21 protein-coding genes and 1 pseudogene are annotated in these 21,527 nt (G+C 62.4%); 12 read left to right on the top strand and 10 right to left on the bottom strand.

Features of this window, described 5'->3' with window-relative positions:
- On the top strand, positions 1 to 564 hold the full coding sequence (locus tag Q0319_RS12325; RefSeq protein WP_296465177.1) for an NADPH-dependent FMN reductase: 564 nt from the start codon (positions 1 to 3) through the stop codon (positions 562 to 564).
- A 67-nt stretch (positions 565 to 631) separates the two neighbouring features.
- Here Q0319_RS12325 and Q0319_RS12320 read toward each other — a convergent pair whose 3' ends face one another.
- On the bottom strand, positions 632 to 1,000 hold the full coding sequence (locus tag Q0319_RS12320; protein WP_296465180.1) for a DUF423 domain-containing protein: 369 nt from the start codon (positions 998 to 1,000) through the stop codon (positions 632 to 634).
- 50 nt (positions 1,001 to 1,050) lie between these two features.
- Entirely contained in the window at positions 1,051 to 1,473 is a 423-nt protein-coding gene (locus Q0319_RS12315) for a VOC family protein (RefSeq protein WP_296465183.1), read from the bottom strand.
- A gap of 235 nt (positions 1,474 to 1,708) precedes the next feature.
- On the opposite strand from Q0319_RS12315, the gene Q0319_RS12310 reads away from it, so the two are divergent.
- Complete coding sequence (locus Q0319_RS12310; protein ID WP_296465186.1) at positions 1,709 to 2,137, top strand: VOC family protein; 429 nt, start codon at positions 1,709 to 1,711, stop codon at positions 2,135 to 2,137.
- Between the two features lie 86 nt (positions 2,138 to 2,223).
- Here Q0319_RS12310 and Q0319_RS12305 read toward each other — a convergent pair whose 3' ends face one another.
- On the bottom strand, positions 2,224 to 3,300 hold the full coding sequence (locus tag Q0319_RS12305; RefSeq protein WP_299452915.1) for a LysR family transcriptional regulator: 1,077 nt from the start codon (positions 3,298 to 3,300) through the stop codon (positions 2,224 to 2,226).
- A 35-nt stretch (positions 3,301 to 3,335) separates the two neighbouring features.
- On the opposite strand from Q0319_RS12305, the gene Q0319_RS12300 reads away from it, so the two are divergent.
- The 4 genes from Q0319_RS12300 to Q0319_RS12285 all read left to right on the top strand — a co-directional run bounded on the left by Q0319_RS12300 (position 3,336) and on the right by Q0319_RS12285 (position 7,754).
- Entirely contained in the window at positions 3,336 to 4,358 is a 1,023-nt protein-coding gene (locus Q0319_RS12300) for a tripartite tricarboxylate transporter substrate binding protein (protein ID WP_299452912.1), read from the top strand.
- 33 nt (positions 4,359 to 4,391) lie between these two features.
- Positions 4,392 to 5,621, top strand: coding sequence for an FAD-dependent monooxygenase (locus Q0319_RS12295; RefSeq protein ID WP_299452909.1), 1,230 nt, complete (start codon positions 4,392 to 4,394; stop codon positions 5,619 to 5,621).
- Positions 5,622 to 5,688: 67 nt separating this feature from the next.
- Entirely contained in the window at positions 5,689 to 6,747 is a 1,059-nt protein-coding gene (locus Q0319_RS12290; RefSeq protein ID WP_299452906.1) for a 2,5-dihydroxypyridine 5,6-dioxygenase, read from the top strand.
- Entirely contained in the window at positions 6,744 to 7,754 is a 1,011-nt protein-coding gene (locus tag Q0319_RS12285; RefSeq protein WP_299452903.1) for an alpha/beta fold hydrolase, read from the top strand. Before Q0319_RS12290 ends, Q0319_RS12285 begins: the two co-directional genes overlap by 4 nt.
- Before the next feature lie 52 nt (positions 7,755 to 7,806).
- On the opposite strand, the gene aspS is transcribed toward Q0319_RS12285, so the two are convergent.
- From aspS to Q0319_RS12265, 4 genes are all read right to left on the bottom strand, one after another.
- A complete protein-coding gene (gene aspS / locus Q0319_RS12280; protein WP_299452899.1) occupies positions 7,807 to 9,603 on the bottom strand; it encodes an aspartate--tRNA ligase in 1,797 nt (598 codons plus the stop codon).
- Between the two features lie 71 nt (positions 9,604 to 9,674).
- Positions 9,675 to 10,274 carry a DUF502 domain-containing protein gene (locus tag Q0319_RS12275; protein ID WP_296465193.1) on the bottom strand — a complete coding sequence of 200 codons (600 nt, stop codon included), beginning with the start codon at positions 10,272 to 10,274 and terminating at the stop codon, positions 9,675 to 9,677.
- 50 nt (positions 10,275 to 10,324) lie between these two features.
- Positions 10,325 to 10,615 carry an FmdB family zinc ribbon protein gene (locus Q0319_RS12270; RefSeq protein ID WP_296465198.1) on the bottom strand — a complete coding sequence of 97 codons (291 nt, stop codon included), beginning with the start codon at positions 10,613 to 10,615 and terminating at the stop codon, positions 10,325 to 10,327.
- Positions 10,616 to 10,826: 211 nt separating this feature from the next.
- Positions 10,827 to 12,098 carry a putative Na+/H+ antiporter gene (locus Q0319_RS12265; protein WP_296465201.1) on the bottom strand — a complete coding sequence of 424 codons (1,272 nt, stop codon included), beginning with the start codon at positions 12,096 to 12,098 and terminating at the stop codon, positions 10,827 to 10,829.
- A 177-nt stretch (positions 12,099 to 12,275) separates the two neighbouring features.
- Between Q0319_RS12265 and Q0319_RS12260 the strand changes: the two genes are divergently transcribed.
- Positions 12,276 to 13,043, top strand: a complete 768-nt coding sequence (locus Q0319_RS12260) for a hypothetical protein (RefSeq protein ID WP_299452894.1) — start codon at positions 12,276 to 12,278, stop codon at positions 13,041 to 13,043.
- Positions 13,044 to 13,124: 81 nt separating this feature from the next.
- Here Q0319_RS12260 and Q0319_RS12255 read toward each other — a convergent pair whose 3' ends face one another.
- On the bottom strand, positions 13,125 to 14,249 hold the full coding sequence (locus Q0319_RS12255) for a helix-turn-helix transcriptional regulator (RefSeq protein WP_299452891.1): 1,125 nt from the start codon (positions 14,247 to 14,249) through the stop codon (positions 13,125 to 13,127).
- 128 nt (positions 14,250 to 14,377) lie between these two features.
- A complete protein-coding gene (locus tag Q0319_RS12250) occupies positions 14,378 to 16,411 on the bottom strand; it encodes a methyl-accepting chemotaxis protein (RefSeq protein WP_299452888.1) in 2,034 nt (677 codons plus the stop codon).
- Positions 16,412 to 16,655: 244 nt separating this feature from the next.
- Here Q0319_RS12250 and Q0319_RS12245 point away from each other — a divergent pair, with 244 nt between their 5' ends.
- The 5 genes and pseudogenes from Q0319_RS12245 (at position 16,656) to Q0319_RS12225 (ending at position 21,200) form a co-directional block, all read left to right on the top strand.
- Positions 16,656 to 17,534 (top strand): manganese catalase family protein, encoded by an 879-nt coding sequence (locus Q0319_RS12245; RefSeq protein WP_299452885.1) that lies wholly within the window; start codon positions 16,656 to 16,658, stop codon positions 17,532 to 17,534.
- 108 nt (positions 17,535 to 17,642) lie between these two features.
- Positions 17,643 to 18,680: a glycosyltransferase gene (locus tag Q0319_RS12240; RefSeq protein WP_363322273.1), complete on the top strand. Its 1,038-nt coding sequence runs from the start codon at positions 17,643 to 17,645 to the stop codon at positions 18,678 to 18,680.
- Positions 18,681 to 18,698: 18 nt separating this feature from the next.
- On the top strand, positions 18,699 to 19,430 hold the full coding sequence (locus Q0319_RS12235) for an SDR family oxidoreductase (protein ID WP_296467232.1): 732 nt from the start codon (positions 18,699 to 18,701) through the stop codon (positions 19,428 to 19,430).
- Positions 19,421 to 19,801 (top strand): annotated as a pseudogene (locus tag Q0319_RS12230) (HAD-IIIA family hydrolase); the annotation flags it as partial. The gene Q0319_RS12235 and the pseudogene Q0319_RS12230, both read left to right, overlap by 10 nt.
- 274 nt (positions 19,802 to 20,075) lie before the next feature.
- Positions 20,076 to 21,200, top strand: coding sequence for a sensor histidine kinase (locus tag Q0319_RS12225; RefSeq protein WP_296467228.1), 1,125 nt, complete (start codon positions 20,076 to 20,078; stop codon positions 21,198 to 21,200).
- Here Q0319_RS12225 and Q0319_RS12220 read toward each other — a convergent pair whose 3' ends face one another.
- Complete coding sequence (locus Q0319_RS12220; protein ID WP_299452880.1) at positions 21,201 to 21,497, bottom strand: hypothetical protein; 297 nt, start codon at positions 21,495 to 21,497, stop codon at positions 21,201 to 21,203.
- Positions 21,498 to 21,527: the final 30 nt, after the last annotated feature.

The raw sequence follows: 21,527 nt of genomic DNA, 5'->3' as shown, positions 1-21,527 counted from the left end.
ATGAGTACCATCAAGATCGGCATGATCGTAGGCAGCCTGCGCAAAGACTCCATCAACCGCCAGCTGGCCAAGGCCGTCGCCAAGCGCCTGCCCGCACACATGCAGACCGAAGACATCCCCATCGGCGAGCTGCCCCTGTACAACCAAGACCTCGACGCCGCCATGCCGGCGCCCGTGCTCGCGTTCAAGCAGCGGGTCGAGTCCGTCCAGGCCCTGCTGTTCTTCACGCCGGAATACAACCGCTCCTACTCCGGCGTACTGAAGAACGCCATCGACTGGGCCTCGCGCCCCTCCGGCAAGAACTCCTGGGCGCGCAAGCCTGCCGGCATCCTGGGCACCTCGCCCAGCCAGATCGGCACCGCGCTCGCCCAGGAACACTTGCGCATGGTGCTGTCCGCGCTGGACGTTGCCGTGCTGCCCCAGCCGAGCATCTTCGTCCAGTACACCGAAGGATTGATCGACGCTGAAGGCCGCATCACGAACGAGATCACGGCCAAGTTCATCCAAGGGTTCGTGGATCGCTACGTGGCGTGGGTGGAGAAACTCGCGCCTGCGGCCAGCTAAAGCCCCCCACCCGGCGGGCCTTGCCGCGGCGCAGGCCCGCTTGCGCCGCGCCCGCTCGCCAGCGCGATCAGCGTTCGGGAACGAGTGCGGCTACAGCCACCCCGAGCCATCCTACGATCATCGCCCCGCCTCCGAAAGGGGCCGTGCCCCAGAGCAATTTCATTCCCGCCAGCTGGCGCAATGCCAAATCGACGGAGAACAGCAGCGTGCCGGCGATGATGAGTCCGGTGGCACCGACCAGCACGGCACGCCCGCGCTGGAACTGCGGCACCATGGCCGCCAGCCCGGCGACCGCTGCGGCATGCAACAGCAGGAACAAGGCGGCGGTCGACAACAACGCTCCGCCCGCGAGATGGGTGGCCATGGCGGCCAGCATCACGCCCGCCGCGCCCATCGGTGCGGCACAGCCCAGCAAGACCCGAGAAGATAACAACATGCAGCGCTTCCTTGAAAAACGCCTGCCCGGTTGCGCGCTGCCCGGACGGGCTATTTCGCGAACACCTGGTTGAGGTCGGCAAAAGCCTTGAACTCGAGCGCGTTGCCCGACGGATCGAGGAAGAACATCGTCGCTTGTTCGCCGACTTCGCCCTTGAACCGGACGTGAGGCTCGATCACGAACTTGACGCCGGCCCGCCGCAGCTTCTCGGCCAGCGCCTCCCATTCAGGCATGGGGAGAATCGCGCCGAAATGCCTGACCGGTACGTCGTCTCCATCCACGGCACTCGTGTTGCGGTGTCCCGCCTCGCCGGGCGACAAGTGAGCGACGATCTGGTGGCCGTAGAAATTGAAGTCCACCCAGCTATCGGAGCTGCGACCTTCCGGGCAACCCAGCAGGCCGCCATAGAAAGCGCGCGCCTCGGCCAGGTCGTCGACGGGAAAAGCCAAATGAAAGAGGGGAATGCCAGCCATGAGCGTGCTCCGGAACCAGCCCGCGAGCGCGGGCCAAACTTCGATTGTATTCAAGGCACGCCCATATTCAACGAACCATCCCCCCGCGCGCGCTCCCGGCAGGGCCGGGCGGGCCGGTCCGCGCGCGGGTCCATGCCTGGCAACACCCCGCCAAGACGTAACGATTGCGCGGTTGTTCCCCCCTGGCGAGGCATGCTACGGTCTTGGCGAGACCCTTCTTCGCGCGGAGGCCCCCATGGGGAAATCGACGATCATTCCGTGCCTGGTATACCGCGATGCCCCGGCTGCGATCGAATGGTTGTGCCGGGCATTCGGCTTTGCCAAACACCTGGTGGTGCCCGATGCCTCCGGCGCAATCGCCCATGCCGAACTGACTTTCGGCAACGGCATGGTCATGCTCGGCTCGGGCAAGGGCGAGCTCATGCGCAAGATCACCGCCCAGCCCTCGGAGATCGGAGGCCGCCAGACCCAGACGCCTTACGTCATCGTGGCCGACCCCGACGCCCATTACGCAACCGCCGTCAACGCCGGCGCCATGGTGGTCCGGCCCATCCAGGAGGAAAGCTACGGCGGCAAAGGGTACACCCTGCAGGACCCAGAAGGCTACGTCTGGCACTTCGGTAGCTACGACCCATGGCAGGAGTCGGAGTTGAACCCGCCGTAGACGGTTGGCACTACTATGCTCTTACCTAGCGCGGAAGCCCATTCTTAGAGGCCCACAGCGAATCCCCTTGGGGAAGCAAATCTGCATTAATAATGCAGGAGTCGTTTGAGATTTGTGACGAGCACCTTGCAAAACTCGTCCCGCACCTCGTGTGTCTTACGACCCTTCCTGACAATGCGGTAGAAATCAATATCGACTGCCGGCTCCAGCTCAAATAGGGAAAGGCAATAATGGCGACATGCGGGAAGAGCAAACGCAGGCACAACCGCCCATCCAAGCCCTAACTCCACCATGGCGATCTGGGTTTCAATGTGGTTGACGATTACCCCTTCCGCCGCACCTTTTCCCTCCTGCCAAATCAACGATCCATTCACACCTACACGCCTCTCTGTAGAGGGCACCCGGGCTGCATGCCATAGGGACGGGGTCTCACGCGGCAGGTAGCGATCGATCAATTGTTGCATAGCATTGCCTGGGGGCAGACAAATCAATGGCTTACCCCGCAAACCTTCCCATGACATCGAGCCGAGAGGACGTAGCTGCCTGCGTCCGCGAGATGAAGCGACTCGCGAGCTATCCGGCCCGACACAGAACAACCTGGCGCTAAACAACCGCGATCGCTCAAGCCCAGCTATAGGGCGAGGAAATACGCCCAGCCCAAAATCCAATTCTCCAGCACTGACAGACTCCTCGATGATCTGAGGAGAAACCCCGAAAATCTCCAGTTTGACGTTGGGATAAGAGCGTCGAAACTCGACATATGCGGGCGGTAGCAAATCGTTGGCCACCAGCGGCGTCGCTCCAACCCGCAACGTATTACGCGTTTGGGCTTCCAATTCATTGACTTCCGCCATCACCCGCTGCAAGTCGGCAACTGCACGTTCTGCCACAGGCAACAACCGCTGTCCCGCCTCGGTCAGCGCAATCAAGCGGGTCGTGCGATGAAATAGTTGGCAATCCATCTGTAACTCCAACTCCCGAATGATCGCGCTCAAACCGGCCTGGGTCATGTGGAGTCGCTCCGCCGCACGAGTGAAGCTCCCAAGTTGGGCCGCATAGATGAATGCGCGCAACTGCTTGGTCGAGACGTTCATAAGAGTTTTTTGTGAATTCACTCCGTTCTGTAGCTTGTCCGATCCGCCTTCGCGACGCAAGATCTGCATCGCCCCTCCCTCTATCGATGGTCACGGAGAAAAACATGCTCGGTCTTACACCCGCTTCGCCGTCCGCACCGTCATCCAGGATCGCTGTATCGCACTGCATCCTTGCTGTAAGCGTGCTACTCGCCGCAACTGTAGAGCCCACCATTGCCCGCGCTCAGTCCTATCCGACCAAACCGATTACCCTGGTCGTTCCGTTTGCACCTGGCGGCCCCACAGACGCCAGTGCGAGAGCCATTGCTCAAGCTCTTGGCCCTCGCCTAGGGCAGCAGATCGTGGTTGAAAACCGCGCCGGGGGCGGAGGCACGGTTGGACCGATGGCCGTAGTACGTGCCGCACCAGACGGTTACACCCTATTGTGGGCTGGAACAAGCAGCCTAGCGATGGGTCCCGCGCTTTATCCCAACCTTGCTTACGACCCCATTAAGTCGTTCACCCCCATCAGCCAGGTGGTGCGTAGCCCACATGTTCTGGTTGGTCGAGGAGATCTTTCTGCTAAGACCCTTCCAGAACTAATCGCTCTCGCCAAAGCACAACCCGGTAAGCTGACCTACGGATCCGCTGGAAGCGGGTCTTCTACGCACTTAACAGGAGAGCTGTTCGAGTCGACATTCGGCGTTGACTTGCTACACGTCGGGTACAGCGGTGTTGCGCCGGCTCTGAACGATCTATTGGGTAAACAGATCGATCTGCTGTTCGACGCAGTATCAACTTTGCGACCCCACATTCGTAGCGGTGCACTCATCGGCTATGGAATTACGGGACAGAACCGAAGCCCGATGCTGCCTGAAATACCAACGATAGCCGAGCTATTGAATACACCTTTCGATGCCTACAGTTGGTTTGGGCTCGTAGCTCCCGCGGGCACACCAGATGAGATCGTCAAGAAATTAACACATGAGTTAAATGCAACATTAGCCGACGAAAACCTTCGCAATCAGCTGACAGCAACTGGATTTGAAGTACTTGGCACAACATCAGAAGAGTTCAAACGCAGTATCGCTTCCGAACTGGAGCGGTGGAGCGCCGTCGTCAAGCGAACTGGGATTAAAAATCAATAATCCGCAACGGTCCGCATAAGACATGGAGTACAAATGCATTTCTCTCAAGATAGCAAACTGCCCATACTCATCGCCGGTGCGGGCATTGGCGGCCTAGCAGCGGCCCTGGCTCTCCTCCGACGAGGTTTCGACGTAGAAATCTATGAGCAAGCAGAAGAACTGCGTGAAGTTGGAGCAGGGGTTCAAATCAGCCCGAACGGCTCTCGTGTACTTGCGAACTTGGGCGTTCTCGAGGAGGTCAGGGCGACCTCATGCGAAACGGAGGGGAAAGAAATACGACTCTGGAGCACCGGCCAGACGTGGAAGCTATTCGACCTGGGAGCTGAAGCCGTCCGACGTTTTGGCTACTCCTATTTCACTGCATATCGCGTAGACCTACATAACGCGCTGGTCGAAGGAGTCCGATCTATAAAACCCGATGCCATTCATTTGGCTTCCCGTTGCATCGGCTTCGAGCAAAACAAACACGGCGTAGTGCTTCACCTCGAGTCGGGCGAGTCCACTCGCGGAAAAGCGCTGATAGGTGCCGATGGCATTCATTCCACAATTCGTTCGCAACTCTTCGGTTCTGACCGGGCGACCTTCGCCGACATGATGGCTTGGCGCGCTGTGATTCCGATGGAAAAAGTCCCCCAGCATCTTCGCCGCCCAGTCGGTACCAACTGGGTGGGCCCTGGCGGACATGTCATCCACTACCCGTTGCGGCGCGGGGAACTGATGAATTTTGTTGGCTACCTTGAGCGTACCGGTTGGGTAGCCGAGTCATGGAATATTCGTGGAACCACTGCGGATTGCGCAGCCGATTTCATCGGTTGGCACGATGACGTACAAGAACTCATTCAAGCCATTGACGCACCGTTCAAATGGGGCATCGTCCGCCGTCCGCCTCTTAGCAAATGGACTGTTAAACGTGTAACGCTACTAGGCGACGCTTGCCACGCCATGTTCCCGCTACTGGCACAAGGAGCGAATGTCGCATTGGAAGACGGAGTAGTGCTCGCCCGTTGCCTAGAGCACGATCGCGACGTTGAGACCGCACTCCAACGCTATGAACTAGCGAGGAGAGAGCGAGCGTACCGCATAGTAGACGGTTCAGCGGAAAACATCTGGCGGTTTCACAATCGCGCATTAGCCGATCCCATCGAAGGACCTGCGTTCATTTCTCGAGAATGGGCCACCAATAGAGTGCAAGCACGTTACGACTGGATCTTCGAATATGACGCAGCGACGGCACCGTTGCCGGCCGTCAAACAGACTTCATGATGCGTAAGCGCGTCGCACTGGACTTGCGACAATACGCTACACCACATTTAAACGGAGAGTGTCACTAATGTCCGTCAGTGACGATCACCGCCTAGCCATGTGGCTACAAGTGCTGAAACTATGTCGACTTCAACCCGAAGAAAAAGTTGTAGTCTTGTCCAGTGAATCAAGCCACCCTTTCAACGTAGACGCCGCAACGCGTGCCGTCAACAGAGTCAGCCCCCACACCGTTCGAATCGAAATACCACCTATCCCACCCCATCGACCAGGTAGCGACAGAACGGCATTTCTCGGCACGACGCCCCTTTCCGGAAATACGCTAGCGGTCGAAATACTTAAACGATCGGACCTCATTATTGACTTGGTCGGACTACTGCATTCGCAAGAACAGTTAGATGTTCTCGCATCTGGGACTCGAATGCTAATGGTCGTGGAGCCGCCCGAAGTCTTGGCAAGATTAATGCCTAGCGAGGACGATAAACGACGCGTAATGGCCGCCGACGCGAGACTGAGGGTCGCTCGCTCAATGTACGTTACCTCGAAAGCGGGAACCGACCTCATTTTGCCGCTAGGTCAGTTCGGAACTCTGCCCGAGTACGGGTATGCAGACGAACCCGGCCACTGGGACCACTGGCCCAGTGGTTTCATATCGACCTGGCCTGTCGAACGAGCCGCCCAAGGAAAGGTCGTGATCGACATTGGGGACATGCTCTTTCCTATCAAGCGGTATGTCGAAACCTCTCCCATCATATTGGAAGTACAGGACGGGTACATCACTCAGATCGACGGCGGTTTCGAGGCCAAGTACTTACGTCGATACCTCGAGTCCTACAATGACCCAGAGGCCTATGCTGTCGCCCATGTGGGCTGGGGCCTGCAAGCCCAGGCTTCATGGACAGCACTAGGAACACGCGACAAACAACAATCGCTGGGCATGGATGCACGATCCTTCTACGGCAACTTCCTATTCTCCACTGGGCCCAATGCCGAGGCCGGAGGCAGGAATCATTCGGCGTGTCACATCGATATCCCTATGGCGGGATGTACCATCATGCTGGATGATGAACCCGTCGTCATCGAAGGTGTCGTGATCGACCCCGAACAACGCGTAGACTACACAAAATGATGAACGACGGTTACCATGAATTTGAAAACGTGGAGCTGCTAAGCGGAGTCGTTCTCCCTCGCGTGCGTCTTGCGTTTGCAACGTGCGGTAAGCTGAACGCGGAGCGCAGCAATGCTGTTCTGTTTCCCACCTGGTTCAGTTCCACACATCACAAGAATGCGTGGCTAATCGGCTTAAACAAACCGCTCAATCCCGAACATTATTTCATTATTTGCGTCGACCTGATCGGCAATGGTCTGTCAACATCTCCCAGTAATACCGATCCCCCGTTCGACGGCCCAAGATTTCCGGAAGTACACATTCTTGACAACGTTCGCTTGCAACGGCGACTATTAATAGAACGCTTTAAAATTGAGTCGCTGCAGCTAGTCATCGGCCGATCGATGGGCGCGCAGACTGCATTCCAATGGGCAGTCAGCTTTCCATCCCAGGTGCGCAGGATGTTTGCACTCTGCGGCTCCTCTCGAACCACGCCCCACAATTACGCATTCATTGACAGCTTAGAGGCAGCATTAAAGGCTGACTGCCGATGGAATGGGGGCGACTACATCAGCCCCCCGATAGACGGCCTAAGGGCGATTGGCAAAGCTTATGCGGCATGGGCCATGTCGCCCGAATTTTACCGATTGAATCTTCACCTTCGCAACGCCGCGACAATCGACGACTATCTCGAACGTCAATGGGCGAATAATTTCACTCATTGTGACGCCAATAACTTATTGGCCATGATGCGAACCTGGAAAACAGCGGACATCTCCACGGACCCTTCCTTCCAGGGTGACTGGCAAGCGGCATTGAAGGCTATTACTTGTCAAGCTATCGTCATGCCGAGCCGGACGGATCAATATTTTCCGCCAGAAGATAGCGCTGCAGCTGCAATGTTCATGCCGAACGCCGAATTGCGAGTCTTGGATTCGGCTTGGGGACATCGCGCGGGATCACCAGGCTCCGACCCGACAGACATTGCCACGGTCGAGGCCGCTATCGCTGATCTATTGAAACGATAATCGGGGAAACGCTGGATCCATCTTGTCGACCAAGCGCCTCCCCCATCAGTCACTAAACCGTCTTGGCCTCCGTCCCGCGCAAGCGGATGTGCAGCTCGCGCAGTTGCTTCTCGTCCACGTCCGACGGCGCGCCCGTCAGCAGGCACTGGGCCCGCTGGGTCTTGGGGAATGCGATCACGTCGCGAATCGATTCGGCGCCGGTCAGCATGGTCACGATGCGGTCCAGGCCGAAAGCGATGCCGCCATGGGGCGGCGCACCGTATTGCAGGGCATCCAACAGGAAGCCGAACTTGGCGCGGGCTTCTTCGGCGCCGATCTTGAGCGCACGGAATACTTTGCTCTGCACCTCTTCACGGTGGATACGCACCGAGCCACCCCCGATTTCCCAGCCGTTCAGCACCATATCGTAGGCCTTGGCCAGGCAGGCTGCGGGATCGGACTCGAGGAGATCTTCGTGGCCGTCCTTGGGCGACGTGAACGGATGATGGGCGGCCGTGTAACGCTGGGCTTCCTCGTCGTACTCGAACATGGGGAAATCGACCACCCACAGCGGCATCCATTCGCCCTCGACCAAGCCTTGCTTGCGGCCAAACTCGCTGTGGCCGATCTTGACGCGCAAAGCGCCCATGGCGTCATTGACGATGCGGGCCTTGTCCGCGCCGAAGAACAGGATGTCGCCGTTCTGCGCACCACTGCGGCGCAGCAGCTCCTGCAGCGCGGCGTCATGGATGTTCTTGACGATGGGCGACTGCAGGCCGTCGCGTCCCTTGGCCACGTCGTTGACCTTGATCCACGCCAGGCCGCGCGCGCCGTAAATGGCGACGAACTGGGTGTAGGCATCGATTTCGCTGCGGCTGAGCTCGCCGCCGCCCGGCACGCGCAGCGCGACCACACGGCCGCCCACGCTGTTGGCCGCACTCGAGAAGACCTTGAAGTCCACGTCCTTCATGACGTCGGTCAACTCGGTGAACTCGAGCTTGACGCGCAGGTCGGGCTTGTCGGAGCCGAAGCGCTCCATGGCTTCGCGCCAAGGCATCACGGGGAACGGGTTGGGCAGCTCGACGCCCTTGACCGCCTTGAACACGTGGCGGATCATGTTCTCGAAAATCTCGCGGATCTCGTGTTCATCGAGGAACGAGGTCTCGCAATCGATCTGGGTGAACTCGGGCTGGCGGTCGGCGCGCAAGTCCTCGTCGCGGAAGCACTTGACGATCTGGTAATAGCGATCGAACCCCGAGACCATCAGCAGCTGCTTGAACAACTGCGGCGACTGCGGCAGCGCGAAGAAGTGGCCGGGGTTGACCCGCGACGGAACGAGATAGTCGCGCGCGCCCTCCGGTGTGCTACGGGTGAGCATCGGCGTTTCGATGTCGATGAAGCCGAGCTGGTCGAGATACTTGCGCACCTCGATCGCCACGCGGTAGCGCAGCATCAGGTTCTGCTGCATCTGCGGGCGACGCAGGTCCAGCACGCGATGCGTGAGCCGCGTGGTTTCCGAGAGGTTCTCATCGTCGAGCTGGAACGGCGGCGTGACGGAGGCATTGAGGATCTCGATCTCGTGCGCCAGTACCTCGACCTCGCCCGACTTCAGCGCCGGATTGGTGGTGCCCTCGGGACGCTTGCGTACCAGGCCGGTCACGCGCACGCAAAATTCGTTGCGCAGGCGCTCGGCGATCTGGAAGGTATCGGCCCGGTCCGGATCGCAGACGACCTGGGCCAGGCCCTCGCGGTCGCGCAGGTCGATGAAAATGACGCCGCCGTGGTCGCGGCGACGGTGCACCCAGCCGAACAAGGTCACGATTTGTCCCAGGTGCTCCGTCGAGACCTGGCCGGTATAGCAGGTACGCATGAATTCTCCGTCTAAATTGGTGTGTATCGATGCAAGCGGGGCGCGCGTGCGCGCGTTGCCTCCACGGGCCGTCAATTGCCCCGCGCCGGAGTACCCGGCGCCACCACCCCCATCGATACGATGTATTTCAAGGCCGCATCCACCGTCATGCCGAGCTCGACAATGTCGGCGCGCCGCATCATCAAAAAGAAGCCGGACGTCGGGTTCGGCGTCGTCGGCACATATACGCTTACGCAGTCGGGAGGCAGGTGGTCGGCAACTTCACCGCCCGGCACTCCGGTCAGGAACGCGAGCGTCCATACGCCCTCGCGGGGATACTGCACCAACACCGCTTTGCGGAACGCCTGGCCGTTAGGCGCCAGGACCGTGTCGCTGACCTGCTTGACCGAGTTATAGATCGAGCGCACCAGCGGAATGCGCTGGAGCAGCCCTTCCCACATCTGCAGCAGTTTGCGGCCGATGAAATTGGCCGCACCCATGCCCGTGAGCAACACCACTACGATCACCACCGCGAGGCTGAAGCCCGGGATGTGCGTGCCGAACAGCGACTCGGAGCTCAGCACCGACGGCACCACGGCTTCGAGCGTGGACACGACCAGGCCCAGGACCCACAGCGTGATGACCAGCGGGACCCAAATCAGCAATCCAGTGACGAAGTAGCGTTTGAACACGAAGGTTCCAAATCAGAAACTGGCGGCGCCCCGCAGGCGCCGCATGAAACTCAGGCCGAAGCCGTCGCGCTCGAAGACTCCGAGGAGGACGAGCCAGGCGAACCGGAATCGGATCCGGCGCTCGACGACTTCGACGAACCGCCGGACTTGGACGAACCGTTGTTGCGGAAGTCGGTCACGTACCACCCGCTACCCTTGAGCTGGAATCCCGCAGCCGTCACTTGCTTGGAGAACGTGGGCTTCCCGCACTCGGGACAGTCGGTGAGGGGAGCGTCGGACATCTTCTGCAGGACGTCCTTCTCATGTCCGCAAGAACTGCATTTGTAGGCGTAAATAGGCATCGCCAAGACTCCTCAGGCATACCTCGGCACGAAAACCCGGCCTGGCATTGCCACAGGCGACCGGCGGCCGGATTTCCGGAAATTGATCAAAGCCTTGAATTTTAGCGACTTTTTGGGTACTTAGTACGTACGCTGCCAAAACTGCGCCGCCATGGCGCCCGGCGCGGCAGGGCGAGCCTACGAGCCGAGCGCAAGCGCCCCGCTACGTCCGCTACGCGGGCAGGAGGAAAAAGAACGCGGCAACGGCCGTCGGCAACGCTGCCCCCAAGAGCAGCGCCAAGGGCGTAATCGTTCCACCGGGGAAAGAACTCTTTAGCACCGCGAAACCGGCGGGGTTGGGCGCGTTGGCGATCACGGTGAGCCCGCCCCCCGTCACGGCACCGGCCACGAGCATATAGCGCCATGCCTCGGAAGTTCCCTCCACCAACGAACCAAGGTAGGTCAGCGCCGCGTTGTCCGTCACCGCCGTGAGCGCGGCTGCGCCCCAATACAGCACCAAGGGAGGCATATCCGCCAGCAGCTCCTGCAGCCACCATTTCTGCAGCCCACCCAGGACCACCAAGCCTGCGAGGAAGAACCCCACCATCAGGCCTTCCTTGATCAAGAGCGGACGCTGATGCTCTTTGTACGCTTCGGTATAGCCGATGAACAGCATCAGCAACCCCATGAAGACGGCAGGATGGTGGGCAAAAAGCACCACTCCGGCTAGGAAGGCCACGTGCACTGCCGTCACGCTGAGCGGCACCTCGCGGCGAGCGCGCGCCTGCGGCGCGCCGGCGCTCGCCCGGATCAGCAGGCGCCGGAAGCACAGCGTCACGATCAAGGCGTTCAACACCACGGCGCACGCGGCGCGCCAGCCGAAATGGGCCAGCATGTACGCCGTATCCCAACCGAAGGCCGATGCCACCATCAACACCGGCGGCGCAGCGTAAGAGGTCAACACGCCGCCTATCGAGACGTTGACGAACAGGACGCCCAGGGTGAAGTACTTGAAGCGCGCGCTCTCGATCTGCCGGAAGCACGTGTCGCGCAGCATCACCGCCGCCAAGGTCATGGCCGCCGGCTCGGTAATGAAGGAGCCGAGCAGCGGCACCAGGGCAAGGGTCACGAAAAACACCGCCACCGAACGGTTGCCGGGAATCGCCGAAGCCAGCACGGCCACGAGGTAGGTAACGAGATCCAAGATGGGCCGGCTCGCCGCGATGACCATGATGGCGAACACGAACAGCGGCTCGGTAAAGTTGCGCGTGTCCATGTACTCGATGGCCGCGTGCGTGCCGGCAAGGGCAGCCATGGCCAGGAGCAGCACCGAGGCCCAGAACCCGAACACGGCCTCGACCTCCGACAACATGTGCCATAACCCTGCGTGCCTTCCGCCCTTGTGGGCGAGATTGGCAAAGACCGGCACGGAAAAGGTGTGGAGAATGGCGATCGCAAATAGGACCGTGGCGAGCAGCTCGACTGCGCTGAAAGATAGGCTCATAGGATCGTGCATACCGGTAATGGCGACTGGCCCCGGCGAGTTTACCGCCCCCGGCCCGCGCCGCGCACGCCGCCGCGGGGACTTCATAACCCAATTGGGATATGAAAAGCGCAGACCCACTCATTTAGTATCGGCGCAAAGCGCCAAGGGGGCGCATATAACCTAGGGGAATCTGTTTTGAAACTACATAAGCTTCTTTTGACGGCGCTTTGCGCAGTCGCCCTGGCGGCATGTGGCGGCGGTGGATCGGATGGCGGCAGCAGCGGTGGCGGCGGCAGTGGTGGTGGCGGTGGCAATGGCGGCGGTGGTAGTGGCGGCGGCGGTGGAGGCGGTGGCGGCACCCCCTCGGCCGAAGCGACCCATCCCTATTTCAGCGTCGACTTCGAAGACGCCCTGAAGACCCGCTCGGTCACGATCGACTACACGAAGAACACCGGCACCATCACGCTGGGCTCCGACACCATCAGCTACACCGCGAACGATGGCCAGGTCACGGCGCCCGGCTACACCATCATCGGTGAAATGGAAGGCCCGCAAAACGGTGCCATGGTGTGCAAGAACTACAGCAGCACGGGCAAGGCATCCCGCCACTTCATCCTGCCGGCCAACGCCCAGCGCGTGACGGACCTCAACGTGCTCAAGGGCATGGAATTCGAGCGCTTCGAAGACTGCGACCAAGTCGGCGCCTACAGCTTCGACAGCGAGCTGTCGGTGACGTGGACGGACTACTACGGTGACGGCGACGAGTCCGGCACGGAAAACCAGGACACCGTCCTGAAGTGGTTCTCGGATGACGGCCTGGCCTGGGAAGACGAGGACGGATCCGGCCACGACTACGCACGGCTCTACTACGACGAGCTGAGCGAAACCTTCTACATCGTCGAACTGATGAAGACCGATTCGGGTACGGCTTTGGCCGTCGCGGTCTCGGTCGGAGAAGACTGATCAGCGATCCTCACGGCGGCCGGCCCTCGCCCTGCGGGCGCCGGCGCGCCGTTCCCGTTTCCTGCTTTACCGGGCCCGGCCTTACAGCCGGGCCAACTTTCCTACAAGCTCGGCCTGCCTGCGCACGCCGAGCTTGCTCATCGCGGCCTTGAGCTGCATCCGGACGGTGCCGAGCGCCGATTGGCGAGCCTCGGCAATTTCGGTGGGCGTCTCGCCCAAGGAAATACGGACGGCCACGTCCGCTTCCGCTTCCGTCAGCCCATAAGCCTTGCGCGCTACCCTGGCAAGGCGTCCCGATCCATTGTCGTCCAGCCCGCGCGCCACGACCAGCACCCGCGGATCGAAAGAAAATTCGTGCTCGGCGTTCACCACGCGGATCACCTCCAGCACCATGGCCGAGCCCGCCGAGGCGTCTTTCAGGACGATAGTAGACATGGCGGGCGTGCCGAGGCCGGAAACACTCCGGGCGGCCGCGGCGATGGCATCGGAAAGCACCCTGCCGCCGTCTCCCCGGCTCGCATACAGTACGAGTACGCCATCCCGCAATCCGAGCAGGCCGCCCGGCCTCACCAGGGTTTCCGCCGCCGGGGTCATCGTCCGGACGCGGCCGTGGCGGTCGCAGACGAACACGCCCATGGAAAGCCCGTCGAAGGCAGCTTTCAGGATGCTCTCGCCGTTGTTCTCGAGCGCGATCTGGGTCTGGACCGCCGCGCGCACGTGGGGCGCCACGGCGGCAAACACGGCGCGCTGCTCAGGCGTCACCGGCCCTTCCCGCCGGTTGCGAACGACGGCCAGCCCGATCACCATGCCGGGCTGCCGTGCGACTGTACACAGGCAAGCGTGGGGAACGTCGCGCTTCAGCGCGAACTCCTGGTACCAGGTGTTGCGCTTGTAATCGTCGGGGGTCATGCAGTCGTAGTCCGCCAGCACCTCCAGCACGGGCGCGGCCATGCCTGCACGAACGAAGGGATTCCGCGCCGGGTCGCCGCCCCCGCTCGCCACGAACTCGTCTTTGAAATCGGCATCCACGTTGGTCATGATATTGAACGGCACGGCCGCATCCGACCCGACGCCGATCAATTCACCGCTTTGCGATCCCGTGGCCTGCGCCAGGGCATCCAGCGCGGCATACCAGCCCTTTCCGACCAGGCCCGCCCCCTGGAAACCCTCGGCGATGGCCTGGACGCGTTCATCCGATACTCCCATTTTCCCCCCGCAACTATAGGCGCTCCGCCCCTTCGCGCCTGCCGGCATCTAGCGGAACGCCGCCGGGAATTGTATCGGCATGTTGCGCCGGACCGAAAAACGGGAGCTGCCCTTGCGCCTTCCCCCCCTTAGGTACGCAGGGTACGTATGGTTTCTTCCAGGATGCGCGCCTGGTTCTGCAAGGACTCTGCCGAGGCCAGCGACTGCTGGACCGCCGCCGCGGACTCTTCCGAGTACTGCGCGATCTGTTCGACGCGGCTGGCGATCTGTTCGGAGGCGGATTTCTGCTCCATCGCGGCGCTGGAAATGTCGGCAATGACCTCCGCGGTGCGGCCGGCCGCCTCGCGGATGCGCGCCAGCACGTCGCCTGCCTGGCGGGCGCCTTCGGCCGAACGCTGCATGTCGGCGTTGACCTGGCGCATGGCTTCGGCCGCCAGCGCAGTCTGCTTCTGCACCGCGGCGATGACTTCGGCGATCTGGGAAGTGGAGGCTTTCGTGCGCTCCGCCAGGCCCCGCACCTCGTCGGCCACCACCGAGAAGCCGCGCCCTTCTTCGCCGGCGCGGGCTGCCTCGATGGCCGCGTTCAGCGCCAGGAGGTTGGTCTGCTCGGCAATCTCTTGGATCGTCTTGACCACGGCAGAAATCTGGCGCGACGACGCCTCGAGCTCCTGCACCACCTCGGCCGAGCTGGCCACCTGCGAGGCCATCTTCTCGATTTCCGAGACGGTCTGCGTGACCACGGCGGCGCCTTCGTCTGCGGCCGAGCTCGACGCCTTGGAGAAGTTGTTGGCTTCGCGGGTATTGTCGGCGATCTGCGAGATGGAGACCGTCAGCTCCTCGACCGCAGCGGCCACACCGCTTGCCGCCTCGGACTGCACCTCGGTTGCCTTGCCGATCTGGTTCAGGGCCTGCACCGTCTGCGTGGTGGCGGCCGAGACTTCCGACCCGGCGGCGCTCATCTGCTGGGCGAGCTGGGCGATGCGGGCACGCGTCGCGTTAATGCGGTCGGCCGTGATGTGGACCTCGTTGCGGGAGCCCGGCGGGCCGGCAGGCACGTCGCGCGTGAGGTCGCCGTCCCCGAGCCGGACGATGCCGGCGACCATGTCGCGCACGGGACGAAGCGCGGCCGACATCTGGAAATAAATGAGCAAGCCGATGACCGCCCCGCCGAGCAAGAGTGCCCCGACCATGAGGAGTATCTGGCGATACTGCGCCGCCATGAAATCGGACTTGGGCCCGACCGCTACCAGGGTCCAGCCCCAGTTCGGCACGGTCTGGAACGCGACCATCATCTCGGACTCGTCGGTGGACCGCTTGACGTCCAGTACCCCCTGGCCCTCGTCCACCAGCTTGTAATAAAACGGGCGATCTTCCTCGGGCGTTTGCTCGACGGTTTCTCCCTTGTACAGCGGATGCACCAGGAATTCGGACGTGCCATTCACCTTGGGCGTCATCGCGAACATCCGGCCATGGCCGGCAACGCTGGTTTTTTCGATGAAGTCGAGGACGCCGGCCACGTCGTCGGTCAAATCGACCTGCAAGGTCAGGCCACCGAAGATTTTTCCGTTGTCGTCCTTGAGGGGACGGACGTGGAGCGCGTACCAGCGGCCGTTGCGATAAACGATGTCGGTGGCGGACTGCTCGGAATCCATGGTGGTGGCAACGAAATCGTTTGCCGGAACGGGATGGCCTGTGAGAGGAACGCCGTCCGGGTTGCGCTGCAGCGTGGCGGCGCGTATCCAGCGGTTGTTGTGGCGCACCACGAGCTCGGGCTCGGCACCGGTATAGCTGCGCATGCGCTGCAGGATGGCGGAATTGCCGTTGAGGACGGTTTCGCCGGCGCGCACGGTCATGATTTCGCCGGCCACGCCAGTCTCGGTAAGGGTGCCGTCGGGCGAGGGTAGTTCGCCGAGCATCCGCTGGAACACCAGCAACTGCCGTTCGACGCGGTCTCGCGACGAGGTAAAGGTGGAGACCAGGCTCGCGTTGATGGAGCCGAGGGCGTCGGTCATTTCGCGCTCGACCGCGAGCCGGCCGGCGCGCAGGCCTTGCCAGGCCACCACCGCGGAGACCAGCACCGACACCAAGGCGCTCACGGACAGCGCCAAGACCAAGACCTGCTTAGCCAGCGAACGCTGGCTCAAGCCCAAAGAAACTCCCATTCCTTTACCCCAAACCGTTGTTGCCGGCTGCGCGCCGGTCGTTTCGAGTGCACGCTCTCCCCCCACACAGGCAGGCGTGTATGGGTTTACGGCAGGGATGAACAGGAATTGAGCGTTTTTTTGGCGGGCGCTTCCCGGAACCGCCCCGCCCAGGCGCCAGCGGCCCTGCAAACGGCGCGGCGCGGGGCGGGGGGGCGGGCATGCTTCGTGCGGATGGGAGGACTCGTTCATCAAGGAGATCTCCATGTTCGCGCACAATAAACGCCTGCAATACACCGTCAGGGTGTCGGAATGCAATCCGGGCCTTGCCAACCTGATGCTGGAGCAGTTCGGCGGGCCCCAGGGAGAGCTGGCGGCCGCATGTCGGTACTTCACCCAAGCGCTGGCCGAAGATGACCCCGGCCGGAAAGACATGTTGATGGACATTGCCACGGAAGAGCTCAGCCACCTCGAGGTAATCGGCACCATCGTCGCCATGCTCAACAAAGGAGCCAAAGGCACCTTGGCAGAAGCTACCGAAGAAGCCGCCGAGCTCTACCGGTCCATCACGGGGGCGGGGAACGACTCGCACCTGACCCAGGTCCTCTACGGCGGCGGCCCCGCGCTGATCAACTCGGGCGGAGCACTATGGAATGCCGGATACATCGATTCCATCGGCGACCCGTCGGCCGACCTGCGATCCAATATTGCGGCAGAAGCACGCGCGAAAATCGTCTATGAGCGCCTCATCAATTTGACGGATGACCCCGGGGTCAAGAGCGCCTTGCAATTCCTGATGACACGGGAAATCGCGCACCAGCAGTCCTTCGAAAAAGCGCTGTACTCGATGACGCCCAACTTCCCCCCGGGCAAGCTGCCCGGCGACCCGCACTTCGCCAACGTTTATTTCAATATGTCCCAGGGCGAGGGCGACATGCGCGGGTCCTGGAACAGCGACGAGAATTTCACTTATGTGACGGATCGCGACGAGCAATGCGCGGTGGACGGCGGGGACGGCTACGCGGAAGTGGGCCTGACCGCCGAGGAGCAAGCCGCGGTAGAAGACCTGGCGGCCCGCACCGTGTCCGACCCGGACATCGATCCCACCACGGGAGTAGAACTCGGTTCGGGAGAAGTACGCTGACGTCCGCTGGACCAGAGCCGGCTATCGCAACTGGATCCCGGGCGTGCGGATAATCCACGTGCCGGCCGGCCCCCCCGCCCTATTCCCAAGGAAATGCTGCTTCCCTACATGAAGGCATTCGGCGAGTTCCTCACCGATTACTTCCGGAGCCATTGGCCCGGCTACGACGTGGTCCACGCCAACTTCTTCATGTCCGGCCTGGCCTGCCTGCCCGCAACGCGCGAATGCGGCATGCCGCTGGTCGTGACCTTTCATGCGCTGGATCGGGTGCGCCGCCAGCACCAGGGCGGGGCGGACCAATTTCCTGCGGCACGCTATGGCATCGAGCTGGGCCTGGTGCGACATGCCGACAGGCTCATCGCCGAATGCCCGCAAGACCTGGACGACCTGATCGGACACTATGGCGCCGATCCCGCCAAGATCGCCATCGTTCCTTGCGGCTTCGACGCGCGTGAACTCTCGCCCATGGACAAGTTCGCGGCGCGGCTGGCACTGAGATGGGAGCGCGGGCGCTTTTCCATCCTGCAGCTCGGCCGCATGGTGCCCCGCAAGGGCGTGGATAACGTCATCCGCGCACTGGGCCTGCTGCAGGCACGATACGGCGTACCCGCCAAGCTTTACGTGGTCGGCGGCGACGCACAGAATCCGGGGGACCTATCTACGCCCGAGCTTCTTCGCTTGCACGACGTGGCCGAAGCAGCCGGCGTGGCGGACGCCGTCGAGTTCTGCGGACGGCGCGATCGCGCCCAGCTCGCGCTGTTCTACGGTGCCTGCGACGTCTTCGTCACCACACCTTGGTACGAGCCCTTCGGCATCACGCCCGTCGAAGCCATGGCATGCGCCCGGCCCGTCGTCGGCTCCGCCGTGGGAGGCATCCGGTCCACGGTCGTGGATGGAAAAACCGGCTTTCTGGTTCCTCCCCGCGACCCCGAGGCCCTCGCCGGCCGCCTCGCATACCTGGCCGCGCATCCGTCCACGGCACAGCGGTTCGGACGCAACGGGCGGCGCCGTGCGCAACAAATGTTCACCTGGGGGCGCGTTGCCGCAGAGGTAGACCGGATTTACGCCGACGCCTGCCGAGCGAGAGATGCCGGCCGGACCGATGCAGTGGCGAACCCGGGCGACGAAGCACTGGTCGCGAAATAGCACACGAAGGAGAAACGCATGGCGGTCGACGCACCTACGAGCGTGGCGGGAAGGGCAATACTGGTCACAGGCGGCGGCAGGGGGCTGGGTGCCGCGATATGCGAGGCACTGGCGGCAGACGGTGCGCACGTGCTGGCAGGCGACATCGACGTGCAGGCTGCCCGTGCCACGGCGATGCGCCTAGGCGCAGAATGCGAGGCGGTGCGCCTGGACGTCGGCGACGAAAGCAGTGTGCGCGAGGCCGTGGCGCACGCCGTCTCGCGCTTCGGCTCGCTCGACGCAGTGATCAACAACGCAGCCATCGACCTGACCGTTCCCATCGAGGAATTGGACGCGGCCGACTGGGAACGCATTGTTCGAACCAACCTGACCGGCCCTTTCCTCGTCTCCAAATATGCCTGCGAGCACATGCGGGCACGCGGGCAAGGCCACATCGTCAACATCGCTTCAACGGCGTCCAAGCGCGCCTGGCCCAATGCGGCGGTTTATCACGCGACCAAATGGGGCCTGCTGGGACTGTCGCACGCACTGCATGCGGAGCTGCGCAGCCATGGAATCAAGGTAACGGCCGTGATCGCGGGCGGCATGCGAACGCCTTTCCTGCTCGATCGCTTCCCCGACATCGACGTCGGTACCCTGCAAGATCCCGCCGCCGTTGCGCGGACGGTGCGCTTCGTGCTGATGCAGCCCGACGAAACCGTGATCCCCGAAATCATGGCACTGCCGATGCGGGAAACGTCATGGCCCTGAGACCAGCCATATTCCTGGACAAAGACGGCACCTTGCTGGTCAACGACGCCTACAACGTCGATCCGGACCGCATGCGACTGGCGCCCGGCGTCGATGCGGGACTGCGGCGCCTAGCCGGTACCGGAGCTCCCATGTTTGTCATCACCAACCAGCCCGGCGTCGCGCTCGGCCTGTTCGACGAAGACGATCTCATCGGCGTGCGCCAGCAGCTGGCGCGGATGTTCGAAGCTTCCCGTGCGCAATTGCATGGCTTCTATTACTGCCCGCACTTGGCCCGTGGTGTGCGGCGTGCCTATGCCCTGCCATGCACCTGCCGCAAGCCGCGCCCCGGCCTGCTGCGCCAAGCGGCGCGCGAACACGGGCTGGACCTCGCGCACTCGTGGTTCATCGGTGACATTCTCGACGACGTCGAAGCCGGAGCTGGAGGAAGGATTGGCCCGAACCCTAGCCTATTTCAGGCACCGTTTCTTCGCGGAAGCATCCGGCGAGGTTGTAACCGACCCGATCACAGGCCAAGCATAAGATCTACAATGCGGCAGAGCGCTGCAGCGCGAAGGTCTGGCGCTTTCCACCGCCCGCGCCGGCGGCGGACCTGCGGCCCGCCTTGCGCGAAGCGCCGATGCGACCGCAGCCGGCGGAGGGGCTATGAGATTGGCCGATTTCATCGAGGCGAATTTGGACGAGCTCATGCGCGACTGGTCGGCCTTCGCGCGCCAGCTCGACCTGCGGCGCACGGCCGTTTCCGAAGACGCGCTGCAAACCTCGGCCCGCGCGTTGTTGCGGCAGCTGGCCGCCGACCTGCGCGCCGACCCGTCCCCCCTTGATAGCCGCGGCGCGTGCGCATCCAACGCCGGCCCGGCGAGCGGCATTGCCCGGCAGGCACGCGTCCACGCCCGCAGCCGCCTGCGCGCCGGCTTCACCCTGAACGAAATGGTGTCCGAATATTGCGCGCTGCGCGCCAACGTGGTGAGCCGATGGGCGCACGCAATGCACGGCGTCAACGAGACCGCTTGCCAGGACTTGGTTCGCTTCAATGAGGCGCTCGACCAGGCCCTGAAAGAATCCATCGCCCGCTACTCCGCAGGCCTGGAACGCGCGCGCGATCTTTTCGTGGGCATTCTTGCGCATGACCTGCGCACGCCGCTGAGCGCCATTTCCATGTCGGCGCAGCTACTGCTGCAGTCGGACGACCTATCCGAAAAAAACCTCAAGGCTGCAGCGCGCATTCACAACAGCAGCGCGCGCATGCAGCGCATGATCGATGATTTGCTCGATTTCGCACGCACCCGTCTCGGCAACATCCTGCCTTTGACGGTCGCGCGCACCGACCTCGCGGATGTCTGTCACCGCGCGGCGGATGAGATCCGGACGGCCCATCCCGAGCGGGAAATCTTGGTTCACTGCACGGGCGAGTTGACCGGGCGGTGGGATGGCAACCGCCTGGCCCAACTGCTAGTCAACCTGCTCAGCAACGCCGTCCACCATGGCTATCCGGACCGCCCCATCACCCTGCGGGCCCGCCGCGAGAACGACGGGGTAACGGTGGAAGTCCACAATGAAGGCGAACCCATCCCGCCGCGCCTGCGCCGGCAAATATTCGACCCGCTGATGCGCGGCCCCCGGCCCGACACGCGCCGTACCGGGCTAGGATTGGGGCTGTACATCGCCCGGCAGATCGCGACCGCCCACCGCGGGACCCTGGGCGTGACCTCGACCGCGGACGGCACGACCTTCCAACTGTGGATGCCGTGCGAACCGCCGTCCCCTTGATCAACTGCGGTTGTCCGTCTCCGGGGCATCCGGCGTCTGCCGTCCCGGGTCGGCCGCGGTTTCCTTATCGACGCCTATAGGCAGGCCCACCCGCGCCGGAATGCTGTTCGGATCTACCGGATGATTGTCAAGGGTGCGCTTGCGCGGTGCATCCTCGTCGGGCGTTGTCCCCGGCGGCAACTCGGTGAGCTCGCTGCCCGGATCTTCGTTCCCGGTTTGCTCGACCGCGGCGTCCTCGAGGTCCTTCGACTGTGCCGGCGCGTCGCGCTTGCCGGGGGAGCTTGGATGAGATGGCATGGCTTCCTCCTATCGAGAAGCCTCTCCAGC

This window comes from uncultured Pigmentiphaga sp. (assembly GCF_937950555.1).
In the GTDB taxonomy this organism is placed as follows: domain Bacteria; phylum Pseudomonadota; class Gammaproteobacteria; order Burkholderiales; family Burkholderiaceae_B; genus Pigmentiphaga.
The sequence above is the reverse complement of the archived record's forward strand: the minus strand, read 5'-3'. Positions and strand labels throughout refer to the sequence as shown.

Bases quoted from the DNA above. Each gene is read 5' to 3' on its own strand.
- Q0319_RS12325 (WP_296465177.1), top strand. From the start codon at position 1: ATGAGTACCATCAAGATCGGCATGATCGTAGGCAGCCTGCGCAAAGAC.
- Q0319_RS12320 (WP_296465180.1), bottom strand. From the start codon at position 1,000: ATGTTGTTATCTTCTCGGGTCTTGCTGGGCTGTGCCGCACCGATGGGC.
- Q0319_RS12315 (WP_296465183.1), bottom strand. From the start codon at position 1,473: ATGGCTGGCATTCCCCTCTTTCATTTGGCTTTTCCCGTCGACGACCTG.
- Q0319_RS12310 (WP_296465186.1), top strand. From the start codon at position 1,709: ATGGGGAAATCGACGATCATTCCGTGCCTGGTATACCGCGATGCCCCG.
- Q0319_RS12305 (WP_299452915.1), bottom strand. From the start codon at position 3,300: ATGCAGATCTTGCGTCGCGAAGGCGGATCGGACAAGCTACAGAACGGA.
- Q0319_RS12300 (WP_299452912.1), top strand. From the start codon at position 3,336: ATGCTCGGTCTTACACCCGCTTCGCCGTCCGCACCGTCATCCAGGATC.
- Q0319_RS12295 (WP_299452909.1), top strand. From the start codon at position 4,392: ATGCATTTCTCTCAAGATAGCAAACTGCCCATACTCATCGCCGGTGCG.
- Q0319_RS12290 (WP_299452906.1), top strand. From the start codon at position 5,689: ATGTCCGTCAGTGACGATCACCGCCTAGCCATGTGGCTACAAGTGCTG.
- Q0319_RS12285 (WP_299452903.1), top strand. From the start codon at position 6,744: ATGATGAACGACGGTTACCATGAATTTGAAAACGTGGAGCTGCTAAGC.
- aspS (WP_299452899.1), bottom strand. From the start codon at position 9,603: ATGCGTACCTGCTATACCGGCCAGGTCTCGACGGAGCACCTGGGACAA.
- Q0319_RS12270 (WP_296465198.1), bottom strand. From the start codon at position 10,615: ATGCCTATTTACGCCTACAAATGCAGTTCTTGCGGACATGAGAAGGAC.
- Q0319_RS12265 (WP_296465201.1), bottom strand. From the start codon at position 12,098: ATGAGCCTATCTTTCAGCGCAGTCGAGCTGCTCGCCACGGTCCTATTT.
- Q0319_RS12255 (WP_299452891.1), bottom strand. From the start codon at position 14,249: ATGGGAGTATCGGATGAACGCGTCCAGGCCATCGCCGAGGGTTTCCAG.
- Q0319_RS12250 (WP_299452888.1), bottom strand. From the start codon at position 16,411: ATGGGAGTTTCTTTGGGCTTGAGCCAGCGTTCGCTGGCTAAGCAGGTC.
- Q0319_RS12245 (WP_299452885.1), top strand. From the start codon at position 16,656: ATGTTCGCGCACAATAAACGCCTGCAATACACCGTCAGGGTGTCGGAA.
- Q0319_RS12240 (WP_363322273.1), top strand. From the start codon at position 17,643: ATGAAGGCATTCGGCGAGTTCCTCACCGATTACTTCCGGAGCCATTGG.
- Q0319_RS12235 (WP_296467232.1), top strand. From the start codon at position 18,699: ATGGCGGTCGACGCACCTACGAGCGTGGCGGGAAGGGCAATACTGGTC.
- Q0319_RS12225 (WP_296467228.1), top strand. From the start codon at position 20,076: ATGAGATTGGCCGATTTCATCGAGGCGAATTTGGACGAGCTCATGCGC.
- Q0319_RS12220 (WP_299452880.1), bottom strand. From the start codon at position 21,497: ATGCCATCTCATCCAAGCTCCCCCGGCAAGCGCGACGCGCCGGCACAG.